We start from the raw sequence: 14,367 nt of genomic DNA, 5'->3' as shown, positions 1-14,367 counted from the left end.
AGGCTGCTTTTTTTGTTTGAATTAGAATTTTTGGAATTGATGCTTGCAAGTTGTTTATTTTCAATCGGTTTTTTATTCTTTAATTCTGAAAATCCTAAAATTCTGTCAATTCTGATTCAGTAAGTCGTTTGATGAGAATTTGGCTTGCAAGAAGTAATAATATCAAAGCCTTGCGCGATGGCTTTCTCAAAAAAAGGCTGATGCGCAAACAAATCATCCCCTAATAAAGTGGCTTGCCATGAACTGTAATATTTACCTCAGTTGGACCAACGCGCACCAACCGAACGTGACCGTTGTTGACGCGGCCGTAGTAGTTGCCACCACCACCATTGAAATTCACGCTCCACGCGTAGTCTGGGTAGCCCGCAACAGGGGAACTAGACCAAACGAACGATCTAGATGCGTCAGGAAACGCTTCTCGCACCAAGGTTGGACTCTGATACCCACCCTCACACATTCCGCCATTATTCGGAAAATAAGCAGGCTTTCCGCTGCTACAGTAAACCAAACCACGTAGTTCCTCAATGGTTGGGAATCGCCAGTTACTATGTCCTGCAAAATCAATCTTTAGTTTCTGTGCATCATCCCAAGCCCATTCCTGTGATCTTCCCTGACAGCGTCCATTGTGCCATTCCTGTCCAATTAGGCAGCGCATCCACTGGAGATTGGTTTGAATATCGGTGACGGTGCCGTCGCCGTGGTCTCGATAGCGGTCTTTGATTAAGCTTTCTACCTCAGCAACCTGTGATTGCGCCCAGAGACCATGACTGACCATCAATAAAGACAAGAAAATTATAAACATACGCATTGTAACCATCTCCTGATTAAAGTTATTACACAGTCATCTCCAATAATGCTCAACAAAAACAATTTAAATGGATGATGTGATAACAATAATATCCTTAACGCGACAAACAGCCAAGTGAATTTTTTAGAAGCGCGAGTTAATCTACTGGAAAACGATATTACGGGCGTTCACCAATTCATCAAACAACGCCAAAACATCGTTAAAAAAAATAACCTGACCGATTTTAATTTCTGTCAGGTTAATATACCAAAATGATGTGATTCATAATCAGCATTGTCAGATTAATTCTGAAAATCCTTTAATTCTGAAAATTCTGATTCAGACAAAAATTTTTATGAATCACTTAATTTTGTTATATCTATAATCATTTGTTGAACAGTCTGAATCAATATGGGAATATCATCACGGCAAAGATTAAATAACTGTTCGCTATCCACATCAAAATAACCGTGTGCAATAACATCTCTAACCCCTTTTACCCCTTTCCAATCAACTTGCGGGTAATGTATTAAAAGCTGTCCTTCTGTTTTTTGATCAAGCCGCTTAAACGCTTCTCCCGCTGCAATCAATATCATACAAATTGCATCAAGCTTATCTATTCCTTCTTCAGATTGCGAAAAATCGGTGGCGGTTTTGATACCAGCAAAACGCCTTGGAATTCTTCTGAGAGCATTCAAAATTGTTTCTAATTGCTCAATTATATTTTCATTTTTCTTAAACATAAATGGCTTCACTAATAATGTGTGCTTTGAGCTTGGGATTCATTGAAGGGCGAAGTCTAATTAAATCAACTCGACAGTGTAAAAGCTCAGTTAATTCTTGTTGTAATCTTGCGGTGGTTAATAAATTAGGGGTATCCGTTTCAAAAAAAATATCAATATCGCTGCTTGAAGTCGCTTGATGGCGCGCATGAGAACCAAAGATGCCCAATGATTTTAGGTGGTATTGCTGGGCGTATTGTTGTTTAAATTGTTTTAATTGAGTAAGAATGGTTTCTGTATTCATGATGTTTAAATGGGATTTATAAACGGTTTAAATCAGATTTTCGCTCGTAACTTATTGATTCTTCGTTATCAAATACTGAAAAAATGAGGTTCTTTTACAGCCTCGCCATGTGGAAATGCCGTCATATTTTTTTGTCTGAATCAGAATTTACAAAATTTCAGAATTTCCAGAATTGAAGAAAAATTTATCTCCTGAACGGGTTAATTCTGAAAATCCTCTAATTCTGAAAATTCTGATTCAGACAAAACCCAAATTCAACCAAAAAGCGAGCCTCAAAGAAAAAATGCAAATCACTGTCCGCCGCGCACCAGCCGCACATGACGGTTGCCGTTGCGGTAGTAGTTGTCGCCAAAGCCATCAAAGAAGTACACGTTCCACGCATAGTCAGAACCGCCAGAAACGGGCGAACCAGACCAAACGAACCATTCAGGCGCATCAGGAAACGCCTCCTGTATCAAGGTTGGACGTTGGTAGTCACCCTCACACACTTTGCCATTATTCGGAAAATAAGCAGGCTTCCCGCTGCTACAGTAAACCAAACCGCGTAGTTCCTTAATGGTCGGGAGTCGCCAGTTGCGATGTCCTGCAAAGTTAATCTTCAGTTCCTGCGCCTTATCCGAATTCATTTTCTGCGGCTCTCCCTGACAGCGTCCATTTTGCCATTCCTGCCCAATTAGGCAGCGCATCCACTGGAGATTGGTTTCAATGTCGGTGACGGTGCCGTCGCCGTGGTCTCGATAGCGGTCTTTGATTAGGTTTTCTGTGGGTATTAATGCTTCTACGGGTGGAGGCGGCTGAGGAATAACCGCTTGTTGTGTACTTTTTAAAATCTGCTGTTCTAACGCCTGCAAACGTCGCAAGACTTCCTCATTATTTTGTTGTCCTCCGCCCATCTGCGTCTGTAAATTCTGGAGTTGCTGCATTAATTCTTGCTGACTCGGCAAACACTGCCCAAAACAAAAATCGCCTGTATAAGACATGCCAATCCAAGGTTCTTGCTTATGATCAATCTGTTCAGCGGCTATCCGCACTTTTTGTGCGGTTTGTTTAAAAATCTGCTCAATTGTCAAACCACCCTGCTGCATTGCCGCCAACAACTCTCCTGTGTACAGTCCATTACGCCCGCCATTTCCATCCGCTGCCAAACCGCCCGCCTGTGTTGCATACGTAATAATCGTCCCCGATGGCGTACCCATCTCTGCCAAACCTGTTTTGGCACTGCGGAAAAAACTCCGAAATGGATTATTACGACAGGCATCTAACACCACAATATTTAAATGGGTTTGCTTTGATGCCATCACATCCAATACCCATTGTGCATTAATGGCGCGGTGCTTAATCAATGTGGAATCAGGAATATCCGTTTTAACAGGAATCAAATAATTTTGCTGTTCTGCGTCCTGCATGGCATGACCCGCATAAAAAAACAAGCCCACACTCCCTTTAGTCAGGGCTTCTTTAAAATCCAATACCGCTTTTTCCATTTCTTGGTGATTCAAATTCAAAGTACGCAACCGCTTGCGTCGGTCATCATAACCAATCACCTGAAATCCATAAGCCGACAACATCGCCGCCATATCCAAAGCATCATTGACAGGATTACGCAAAGGGTCATGCGTATAATCTGCATTACCAATCACCAACGCAACCCGTGATTGCGCCCAAAGTGAAGCACTAGCCATCAATAAACACAAGAAAATCATAAAAATACGCATCGTAACTGTCTCCTGATTGAAGTGATTATGCATCCATCCCATTTCCAATAAAACAATTCAAACCGACAATATGATTATATTCAAACTTAATATATAATCTAATGTACTCATTTATACAACGGAGGTCAATCATGATAAATCGTTCATCTTGCTTAGGGCTAATGATGTTCCTATGGTTTCATTCTGCTACCACATTCGCCATTGTACCTGCAATTGCCTTAAAAGCACTGGAGACCCTTGCAATTAGTGCAGCAAGCGACGCAGTTGTCAGCTATTTTTCGCCTGATAAAACTCCAGAAGAACTCAACAAAGTACGGCAACAACTAGAGCAAGTTAAACAGCAATTAGCCGCGAGTAAACAGGCAAGTGAATATCCCTCGACAAAAGAATTTGCGCAGATTGAACAATTGATTACTCAAAGCGATAATATTCTTAACGCGATAAACAGCCAAATGAATTCCTTAGAAGCGCGAGTTAAATTGTTAGAAAATGACATTACGGGCGTTCACCAATTCATCCAACAACGCCAAAGCACAGACCCCACCCCAAGCGTAAAACAAGCGGCTCAAGCCGTAGAGCAAGCGGTGCAACAAGCCAGTTTACAATTTGACATCAGCTACGGCTATCGTCCTAAGCATCAAGGTGATATACGCCCACTCACCAATAACGCCATTTTAAGCAGTGGAGACAGCTACAAAATCACATTTACCCCAAAACAAGACAGTTACGTGTATATTTTCCAAATTGATGGCGGCGACAACGTCACTCGTTTATTTCCAATGGAAAAAATGGGCGATGTCGTGGTCAACAATTTCAACCCTGTCAAAGCCAACCAAACCTATCACATTCCCAGTCCAAACCAATCTTTTAAGCTGGATAACGTGACAGGAACAGAAAAAATCTACTTTATCGCCAGCCAACAGCAAGATATACAGTTAGAACAATGGAATAAACAACAACCCGTTGTACTCGCCATGCGTAATTTACAACAAGCCATCATGACTCGTGGCCCTGCGGGAATCGTCGATGATCCCAAACAAAGCGGCTACCACACCATGACCACTGAAGAAGACAATCAATTCAAAATTGACCGTAAACATTTAATGGGTCTCTGCCAAAAAAATGGCTGTGTGAATGTACTAAGTTTTGAACATCGTTAAAAAAATAACCTGACCGATGTTAATTTCTGTCAGGTTATATACCAAAATTAAGAATTAAAGAATTTGCAAGAATCAATTTTGAAAATTCTTTAATTCTGAAAATTCTGATTCAGACAAAAGATGTTTTATCAAAAAAAGGAAACTATTGTGAAAACTATCCGTCCCTTTTTTATTTTAACTTTATTTTTTCCTTTGGGCAGTTATGCCGAAACGCCCGCCTTAAATTTTCCCAGCAATGCTATCGACATTGAACAAGCCTTACAAGCTCCGCCAAAATCAATTATTTTTCGTGGTTTTAATCCCAATCCTACAATGCGTGGGGTAGAAGAAATCGTCAATGACCCGCCTAAAGTGGGCGCAAAAATCCTATTTGATTACGATTCCGCGACCATCAAACCTGATTCTTACCCCTTACTAAAAGAATACGCAACAGCCTTACAAAATGGGCTTGCGGATGCCATTATCACCATTGCAGGTCATGCCGACAGCGACGGCGAAGCGGATTACAATCTTGACTTATCGCGCCGTCGTGCTGAGTCGGTAAAAACCTTTTTAATCAACAATCACAGTCTACCCAACCAAGCTCCCCAACGCCTCCGCGTCGAAGCCCACGGCGAACAACAACCCATAGACACCAATGAAACTGAAGAAGGAAAAGCCCGCAATCGTCGAGTAGAATTTATAAGAATAGGGACTTGGAATAAATAGAGTTGTGGTCTCAATTAAAATCAAGTAGTTGTGTTTAATCGGAAGTTATGTAGTCCTGCACAGCAGGACAAAATTTTATCATAAAAATCAAGGCAGTGGATTCTCAATCGGTCTGATAAAATTCTAAATACCTTTACTCCGCAAATTGCATTTTCCACAACAATACGCTTTGAAGATAGAATTCTATTCTCCTCTTTTTGTTCTCGAGTAAGCGGCTTATTTTTGGATTTCTTGTGAGGAAAACACACCGATTTACAATCATATTGTTTATCCATACCTAAAAAACCTAAATCAACTAAATTAGACTCAATAAAATATTTTTTATCTGGAGAAAGCATTTTCTTTAACACGTTAAAATCATGGCATTTACCATTTACAGGATGGCTTATATACAAAATTTCTTTAAGTTCATTAACAATCATTAACATCTTTACTGTGTGAGTTTTTTTTTACCCGAATAAAATTCCTTTTGGATTTCTTTATCCGATGGACGTTGTATATCTTGCTCTGTCACATCAATAATCAACTCCTCTATATCGGAAAAATAAGCTTTAAAATCATCGATATTGTCTATGTCTCTGGCAGGCATATGCTTTAAAACACACAAGGCATGAGTTAAAATACGCAAGCCTAATCTCTGCGTTTTCTTGGCGTGAGAACCATCCATACCTGCCATCACACCTAAAGCATCATAAGTTAAACTTTGCTTTAAACGGGTTAGTGTAAATAACAATAATTCTCTCTCGTTATTAATGCAGTAAGTGGCTTTATCATTCATCAATCTTGATTTGAGTGTTGAACCTTGTAAAGTGAGATAAGATTGTTTAAAAACTTCCAGCAGTATATCAAACTGCTTTGCATCCAGAGCGATTAAGGCTCTCCATTGTCTGGTTGTGTTTTTATTTGTCAGATTGAAATTCATTTTGATACTCCTTTTTGGAATCGGTTGATACTGGGTTTTTTTGATACCACAAGTCTATTGATGAACTCTTTTTACTTAATTCTATTTAATCTTTTTATAGTGCGGATGCTATAGTTTGCATTTGAAATAAAACAGGGATAGACCGCACCGATCTACCCCTGTTTTTTTTACGCGCCTAATTTCTACGGCAATCTAAACAACCATTGACGGCTGTCATTGGGGTAAATGATTTCGTAATCACCAAAACCATCGCCATTTTGATCGGCGATTGGGCGTATTGTTAAACGTCCCGTATTCAATCCCGCTTGCCCCGCCAATACCACGTAATCAAATACGCCGCGATAAGTCACCACACCTTGTTCTGTCCACAACGGAATCACGGCTGAACCGTCATTGTGTAAAACAGCTTGTTGTTGGTAAGAATAGAGCCGTATCGCGTCGGGATAAGCGGCCGCAGGGTATAATATTTGGCGGTGATACACGTCATCATTCGCGGCTTTGCTGATAAAAAACACTTCGGGCGTGGTGTAATTTAACACGGCAGCAGCTTGACTGCTTCCGTATTCGGAATCACTGGGATAAGGCAATTCGGCAGTTTTTGCCGCTTGCGTGGCGAAAAAATCCACCTGCTCAGGAATGGGAACGTAAAACACACCATCTCCCCACATCACTTGGGTCAAGTCATACTCGGCCAATATTCGCCGCATACTGCGCAAGGCACGCATAACGGGTTTAGCCGTGACTTCGCGGTGGGTTTGGGTGACAAAGACTAAACTGCCATCGGATTGTTCACGGAAACCCAGCGGCGTTTCCCGCACACATTGCGCGGTTTGTGCGGGATTTGCGGCTTGACACCATTCGATATTGTATTGCGTCACGCTTACTGGTAACAAGGTACGCACCTGGCCGTCAGGATCAGTTAAAGTCAATAATCCCGTGTCAGGGTCTTGCGTGAGGGTCGGCCATACCGTTAAACCTTGTGATAAGGCTTTCTGCATTAAATTGTCTTGAATCACGCCCACAATGCCATTGGCTGTATTGTATTCTAACACATCAGTCATGAGATTTAAGGCGCGCATTCCGTCGATGCTCTCACTGCCTAAAACGCCTAAAATCCCTGATAAATCAATGCGAGGCGGAATCAGGCCATTGGCTTTAAAACGCACTCCCGCGCCTAATTTCACCGCGCTGCTCAACACCGTTCCCGCGCCAATGTCGAGATGAGCGAGATAACTGCCCGTTTCTATCGTGACTTCTTGTAATAAGGGCGGGCGATTCGTAGCGGTCAAGGCGTGTGGATTGCCGCTGAATGTACCCCGTAGGCGGCCATCTTCTTTGATGATCGTATTGGGTTCAAATGTGACTCCAAAAGCACTGCCGTCGATTAAGCCAAAGTTTTCTATCGTGCCACCCATCGTACCACCGATAACAACCCCATTGGGCATGACTCGCGCATCGCGTAATATTTTGCCCACGTTGCGATAACGACAGTCAATCACAGGCGGTTCACAAGGTGGCTGTTCATCGTCAATAATGTGAATGGTCGCCACATGTGGCACGCCGACAGCCGCACCATTTAAGCCCGTTAAACGCACTGAAAAACGACGTTGTCCATCGTAAATACTGTTGTCGAGTATGGGAATGGTAATTGTACGACTCACTTCGTCAGCCATCCATGACAATTCGCCTTGGGTGTTTTCGTAGTCGCGGCCGGCGGTGGCCGTGTCGTTGACAGTTTCATAACGAATTTTTGGCGTGGTTAAGGGACTGCCTACGCGGATCAGGTTTAAGGTGATCGCGCTTGCATTTTCATCACTACTGTATTCGCTTGCGTCGAATTGCACCACGCTTTGGTCGTAAATTTCCACCCGCGCCACAGGAATCGCACCAAGTAAGCTATTAGGTAATTCAGGTTGTCCCAAACGCACCAGAAAACTTTCTTTTCCTTCAGCAAATTTGTCTTGTGAAATGCCGATGGTGAGCGTTTTCGCCCCCATTTCGCCATCCGCCCAAATTAATTCTGTGCTGGTATTTACAAAGTCGTTGTAATTCGCTGTTTCCAATTCAATCGTTATCGGCACGCGCAACACGCCGCGATCACTTTGCAAACGCAACACGCGCAAAGTCACATTGCCTTGTTCTTCGGAGACGCGATAAGTGTCTGCTTCAAATTGGACACGGCTGGGCATTTCCGTTGTGGGAGGCGTGACGGGATTTGTTCCTGCAATCAAGGTGATATTGGCAACAAAAGGCGTAGCCAGACGAGTGTCATCATTCGGTTCGCTCAGGCGTAAACTAAAATGTTGCCGTTGCGTGGTGGTGTTGGGGATAAGGGGAATGAGTACGGTACGTTCTCCCACATCGTTTTCTGACCACGTCACGACGGTATCCGTGGCAGTGTAGTCTTTACCCGCAATCGCGGTGCCGTTTTGCGTCTGCACGCGCACGCTGACAGGACGCGCCGCGTTGCCTTCTCGTTTTAACACCACGGCCGCTTGAGCTTGCAGCCGATCTGCATTGTAGTTTGTTTCGGTAAAACGAACCACGGCATAATCGGCATTGGTGGCAGGATTGCTGTATTCATCTAAAATACGCAAGCTGATCTCGCGTTGACTGCCCAATAATGCGCCATTTGTGGGATTTTGTAAGGTAAATACGGCCGTTTCTACGCCTTCTTCTTGGTCATCGGTGAAAAGGGCAACGGGTAAATGTCGCACACTTGTGTCGTTGGCCGGCCAGTTTAAGGTGTCGAGTTGTGGCGTGTAGTCTTGGTATAAGGTGGCTGTGCCGCTTGTGACGGCAATTTGTACACTTACCGCTTCCGTTGCCCCGCCTAAACGCGCCACTTCAAGATGCGCCATGCCTTGCCCTTCGTAGGCTTCGACCACGGGCGCAGTAAATTGCAGCAAGCCCGCGCCTGAAACGGGTGTGTTAATCAGCTCAATTTGGGCTTCGACGATGTCGCCGAGTTGCAATTTATCGTTGTTAGGTTGTGGATTTTGCAGGAAAAAGAAGAAATCTTCTAAGGGTTCTTCTTCTAAATCCATGTGAATGGGTACGGTGACAACGCGGTGTGTGCTGTCGCCGTCTGCCCAGTGGAGTGTGCCGGTGATGGCTGTGTAATCTGTGCCTGCAGTGGCCGTGCCATCACGGGTTTGGTAGTCCACACTGACCGCGCCCCGACTGCTGGCCGCACGCGTGATAATCATATCCAGTTGGCCATCTAATTCGTTGGCAGTATAACGTGCCGTGGCAATTTGTAAGCTGCTGAAGGGCGCAAGATCGAAAATTTTGATTTCGATACTTTGATTTTGTCCAAAAGTCGCGCCGCCTTGTAGGTCTGTTAATTCAAGGCGTACCGTTTCGATGGCTTCGGCTTCGTTGTCTTCGTTGAGTAAGAAGGTGAAAGTTTTGGGTTGATCGTCGCCATTCGCCCACGTCAGACGTTGCGTGGTGAGTTGGTAGTCGCTGGCTTGGGTGGTGAGGTCTTGGATATTAAGTCCTACACTGATTTCGCCCGCGCTGCCATTTTCTCGTAAAACAGTAATCGTTAAGCGGTCGCCTTCCGTGCCTGCATCGTGCGTGAGGGCAAATTGGAGTTGTCCTACTGCGGCAAAGTGGGCGCGACAGTTGACGGCTTGCGTCACGGTCAATGTGCCATCGTCACAATCGGCATCGCCGCTAAAATGGGTGTGTATCCAGCCTGTTGATGCGGTGGCGCGGAGTTGTACGGTGTTGTTTTGACCAAATTCGTGCGTGCAAGTGTCCGTACAAGCGTTGATACCGCTGGGCGTGCTGTCAATTTGTCCCGTGTTGCTTGGGTCAATGGTGACGGTGACAGGGTATTTAGGTAGATCGATAAAATGCGCTGTACAAGTTTGGTTGGTTTTTAAAGTGAGTTTAAATGGGTTTTGTGTTCCCGTGCAGCCGCCGCTCCAGTGGCTAAAACGGGAGTCGCTGTCGGCGGTGGCTTGTAAGCTGACGGCGGTATTTTGTGAATAGCTGACGCAATCAATGCCACATGTGCCTTTACCCGTGGCGGGGTCGAGTTGTACGCGCCCTTTGCCGATGATTTTAGTGGTGAGGTCGGCGGTGGGTTCGGGTTTGAACAATGCCGTACAGCTACGATCCGAGTGCATGATAAAGCTGGTGATCAAATTGGTGCTGGTGCTGCATTCTTGCCAGCGGTCGAAAACGTAGCCTTTATTGGGGACTGCGGTGACTTCGACAGCGGTATATTCGGTATAAGTGGCACTGCATTGGCTGCCACAGTTAATATTCGTCCCCGTGACACGGCCACCCGCACTGGGAGTCACGGTGACTTTTAGGGTGTATTCGGCGGGGGGTGGGGGTGGTGGCGGAGGGGGTGGCTCAACACATGCGGCCGCGGTTACATTAACTTCATTACTGGAAGTTGACCCCCCTGCATTAATGGCAGTAACCCGATAGGTGTATGTATTATTACACGCCATTGTGTTTGTAGTACTTAATACATTTGCAGCAAGGGTAGCAATTGTACTATAACTGCCGCTTGTTTTTCGCTCTACAGTATAACTGGTTTCTGTGTCACTGTCTGTCCAAGTCAAGTTTGCAGTTGTCGTTCCTGCGCCTGTGACTGCCAATGATGGTGCAGAAGGTGGGGTTGGACAAGCTAATGTGGTCACTTCATGTTCATTTGTATAAGCAGCAGAAGAACCCTGATTATTGACGGCTTTTATTTTGTAAGTATATGTGGTTGCACAGGAAAGTGTACTGTCTGTGTAAGTTACTGTGGCAGTGGCATTTGCATTTGTTGTTGTCAATTCGCTGTAACTGCCCGCCCCAATTTTTCGCTCAATAACAAATCCTGTTTCATCGCTGCTGTTGTCCTTCCACGTGAGCTTAACGCTGTTAGCGGTGATGTCACTGGATGTTAAGTCTGTGGGATTGGCAGGGACAGTGGTTGGACAAGTGGATGTTGTGCCTGTCACCACATCGCTGTAATCTGAACTAACCGCACCTCTTACCGCTTTAACGCGATATTTGTAAGGGGTGTTGCAAGTTAATCCTGTGTCTGTTGCGGTAACTACACCTGTACTAACCGTGGTAACTTCGGAAAAAACACCCGCTGTACTGGTTTCTCGCTCAATAACAAATCCTGTTTCATCACTGCTGTTGTCTGTCCAGCTTAATGTGAGGCTGTTGACGGTTTGTGCTGTGACGGTTAAGTCAGATGGGGCAGTTGGTGGAGGGCAGGCTTGTGTTGTCGCACTTGCCGTTACCGAAGAAGAGCTGCCCGCAGCATTTCGTGCCAGAAGAGTAAATGTATATGAAGTATTGCAAGTCAAGCCCGTAATGCTGTCTGATTCTGTATTTGCAGCTAAGGAACGCTCTGTTGTTCCATCAGGACTCCACGTCAAAATAAAGTTGGCTTCATTATCACTGTCATCTTGCCAAGTTAAACCAATTGCTGTGGGTGAAGTGGCTGTTGCAGTAAAAGTAGAAGGTGCAACAGGTGGAGACAAACTGGCAACCACATTTCCCGTTAGGGGAAAACTAAAACTGGATTTGTTGTTGTCATTGGTGTTGAAAGAAAAAGAACCGCCCGTGTATGAAGTGGCGGTAGATGTATTTAGAGAAATGGTATAACTTAATGTTCCGTTAGGCGCGACAGTGGTGAGATTATCTGTTGATGTAAAACCTGTTGGTAATCCACTGATAGTATTAAATGTTAAATCCGCAGCCCCCGTATTTTCTACCATCAAAGTCACGCTAGAACTGCCGCCAATAGCAACTGTTTCTAACTCAAGCGTTGTTCCTGTATTAATTTCATTCCCATCTTTTTTCACAACAATTGTCGGCAGCGGCAATTCATGCGCGCCAATATCGCACTTTCCACCTTGTGGGCGTGAGATATTTAAATAATCTTTATCAAATGGAGAAGTGCCACAACCATTTGTTCCTGAATCTATTGCATTTAAAGCAGGATTGGGGGGCGTTGTAGGGGTGCTTGTTAGGGTTGGGGCTGTGGAGAAAACATTTGCAGCAAGGTTTGCCGCGGTGATGGTTTGGTCGCCTGTGCCAGTGCTGGGGCAGCCCGTGCCGTTTCCAACAAGATTGTAGCCTTGGGAGGTAAAAGTAGCTCCACTAAAAACCTCACAATCCATTTTAGCCGCAGTCGTCCCACCACTATTCCCAGCAACTATTGTATTTTTGATACTGAAACCTAATCCTGTATGGGAAAATAACCCGCCGCCATAATAGGTAGTTCCACTTGCTGAATTTCCTGTTATAGTGCTTCCAACCACATTAACAGTCGGTTTTGGTGTTCCGCCACCATATCGATAGATACCTCCGCCACTTCCAGCACTATTCTCCATGAAGACAGAATTGTTAATATTCAGTGTACCATTATCAATATAAATCCCCCCTCCCCGATTTGCTGTATTGTTTCTTATCATTGACCGATTAATGATCAAAGTCCCTGTTCCAGTTTTACAGATCGCGCCACCGTTAGGATTTATAGGAGAGCTAGAGCAACCATGACTTGCAGTTCCACTTATGCTTCCCCCCTCCAAAGTCACATCACTAAAAGTCACATTTCCCGAAGTAATTCTAAATAATCGAAAAGTATTATTTCCAGAAATAATCTTATTATTCCCATTAATCGTTGTGTCTCCACTGATAGTTATTGTTCCCGTCAAATTCACAGTTGTACACGTCGCATCAGCCAATTTTTCCTCAAGCGTCGTCAAATCACCCGCATCACACGCCGCCCTCGCTGCGCCACTCCACCCCAGCAGCCAAACCAACACACTCATAAAAAAAATCTTATTTAAAAACAATGCCGTTTTCATGATATTCACTCTTAACAGAAAAATTAAATTATTCTCAATATTGAATCAGTTATAGCATAAGTCCATCAATAATCAACTATTTCTTATTTATTCCCCATTCCAAAAAAAATCCCCAGTCCCTGCGAACTGGGAAAAATCATTAACTGGCGCGATCTTCTCGACGAGCAGTATGACGGAATTTCTGATAAGCCGCACGCGGAGAAACACCACTGAAATAACGCGGCATTATCGCTTCAATACTATGCGGTTCAATGCCTAAACGCATCAAATCATTATCTGTACACACACTGTCCGTTTGCAACGATAAATAATTATCCGTAGAGAAAGGTTTAGAAGGCACTCTCTCAAAAACTTTCGCCTGTAATTGCGCCAAAGAATCGCTTAATGCAATCACCTTACGTTTCACGCCCAATAACTGCGCCGTATAAGTCACCAATTCCCCCAAAGAATAAACTTTAGGGCCACATAAACCATAACTTTGTCCATAATGGGCAGGCTGACACAAGGTTTTGCACATCGCCGTCACCACATCATCTACCCACACAGGCGCAAATTTCGCCTGCGCACACGCCAGCGGGAAAAAATAAGGCGTAAATAACAATAACGACGCAAAACGATTAAAAAATGAATCATCTCCACCAAAAATAACCGACGGACGAAAACTGGTCACATTCAAGCCTGAATCATGCACCAATTGCTGCGCTTCACCCTTCGTTTTTAAATAAAAACTGCGGCCATTTATTGCATCTGCATTTAACGCGCTCATGTGCAGCAAATGCGTCACTTTATTTTCCTGACAAGCCGTAATAACTTTCTGCGTCAATTCCACATGCGCACGACGAAAACCTTGCCCATCAAATCCCGATTCATTTAAAATCCCCACCAAATTCACCACCGCATCACAGCCCGCCAACGCTGCATTTAACGCCGCCTGATCGTACACATTAGCCGTCACCACCTCCGCTTCGGGTAGCACTAATAATTCACGATGATCTTCCCGTCGCCGCGTCAACACCCGCACCTGCCAACCTTGTTTCACCAAGCGACTGGCCAAATGCTGACCCACAAAACCCGTACCACCTAAAATTGCAATAGTGTGCATCATCATTATTCCTTAAAAAAATGAAAAAATAACGTCTAAATTATCGCCTAAATATTCAGCTCAATTGACTTGAAAATAACAGCAAAAGATAACAACTTATATAACGTAGAT

10 protein-coding genes are annotated in these 14,367 nt (G+C 44.3%); 2 read left to right on the top strand and 8 right to left on the bottom strand.

The window, feature by feature from the left end:
• Positions 1 to 220 precede the first annotated feature (220 nt).
• The 4 genes from TPSD3_RS09320 to TPSD3_RS09305 all read right to left on the bottom strand — a co-directional run bounded on the left by TPSD3_RS09320 (position 221) and on the right by TPSD3_RS09305 (position 3,528).
• Positions 221 to 808 (bottom strand): Lcl C-terminal domain-containing protein, encoded by a 588-nt coding sequence (locus tag TPSD3_RS09320; RefSeq protein WP_176329813.1) that lies wholly within the window; start codon positions 806 to 808, stop codon positions 221 to 223.
• Positions 809 to 1,140: 332 nt separating this feature from the next.
• Positions 1,141 to 1,530 (bottom strand): HepT-like ribonuclease domain-containing protein, encoded by a 390-nt coding sequence (locus TPSD3_RS09315; RefSeq protein ID WP_086488265.1) that lies wholly within the window; start codon positions 1,528 to 1,530, stop codon positions 1,141 to 1,143.
• Complete coding sequence (locus TPSD3_RS09310) at positions 1,523 to 1,813, bottom strand: nucleotidyltransferase family protein (protein ID WP_217884414.1); 291 nt, start codon at positions 1,811 to 1,813, stop codon at positions 1,523 to 1,525. The genes TPSD3_RS09315 and TPSD3_RS09310 overlap by 8 nt, the downstream gene beginning before the upstream one ends.
• 290 nt (positions 1,814 to 2,103) lie before the next feature.
• A complete protein-coding gene (locus tag TPSD3_RS09305) occupies positions 2,104 to 3,528 on the bottom strand; it encodes a caspase family protein (RefSeq protein WP_176329812.1) in 1,425 nt (474 codons plus the stop codon).
• Positions 3,529 to 3,659: 131 nt separating this feature from the next.
• Between TPSD3_RS09305 and TPSD3_RS09300 the strand changes: the two genes are divergently transcribed.
• Both TPSD3_RS09300 and TPSD3_RS09295 read left to right on the top strand, forming a co-directional pair.
• Entirely contained in the window at positions 3,660 to 4,688 is a 1,029-nt protein-coding gene (locus TPSD3_RS09300; RefSeq protein WP_176329811.1) for a DUF4384 domain-containing protein, read from the top strand.
• 147 nt (positions 4,689 to 4,835) lie between these two features.
• Positions 4,836 to 5,396 (top strand): OmpA family protein, encoded by a 561-nt coding sequence (locus TPSD3_RS09295; protein ID WP_176329810.1) that lies wholly within the window; start codon positions 4,836 to 4,838, stop codon positions 5,394 to 5,396.
• Between the two features lie 20 nt (positions 5,397 to 5,416).
• Here the strand turns inward: TPSD3_RS09295 and TPSD3_RS09290 are convergent, their stop codons facing one another.
• The 4 genes from TPSD3_RS09290 to TPSD3_RS09275 all read right to left on the bottom strand — a co-directional run bounded on the left by TPSD3_RS09290 (position 5,417) and on the right by TPSD3_RS09275 (position 14,262).
• Positions 5,417 to 5,818, bottom strand: coding sequence for a transposase family protein (locus TPSD3_RS09290; RefSeq protein WP_176329809.1), 402 nt, complete (start codon positions 5,816 to 5,818; stop codon positions 5,417 to 5,419).
• An 8-nt stretch (positions 5,819 to 5,826) separates the two neighbouring features.
• Entirely contained in the window at positions 5,827 to 6,318 is a 492-nt protein-coding gene (locus tag TPSD3_RS09285; RefSeq protein WP_086488259.1) for a hypothetical protein, read from the bottom strand.
• 182 nt (positions 6,319 to 6,500) lie between these two features.
• Positions 6,501 to 13,118, bottom strand: a complete 6,618-nt coding sequence (locus TPSD3_RS09280; protein WP_176329808.1) for a Calx-beta domain-containing protein — start codon at positions 13,116 to 13,118, stop codon at positions 6,501 to 6,503.
• A 175-nt stretch (positions 13,119 to 13,293) separates the two neighbouring features.
• The gene (locus tag TPSD3_RS09275) at positions 13,294 to 14,262 is read right to left on the bottom strand and encodes a complex I NDUFA9 subunit family protein (RefSeq protein ID WP_176329807.1); all 969 of its coding nucleotides are present in this window, start codon (positions 14,260 to 14,262) and stop codon (positions 13,294 to 13,296) included.
• Between the last annotated feature and the right edge of the window lie 105 nt (positions 14,263 to 14,367).

The organism is Thioflexithrix psekupsensis (assembly GCF_002149925.1).
In the GTDB taxonomy this organism is placed as follows: Bacteria; Pseudomonadota; Gammaproteobacteria; order Beggiatoales; family Beggiatoaceae; genus Thioflexithrix; species Thioflexithrix psekupsensis.
The sequence above is the reverse complement of the archived record's forward strand: the minus strand, read 5'-3'. Positions and strand labels throughout refer to the sequence as shown.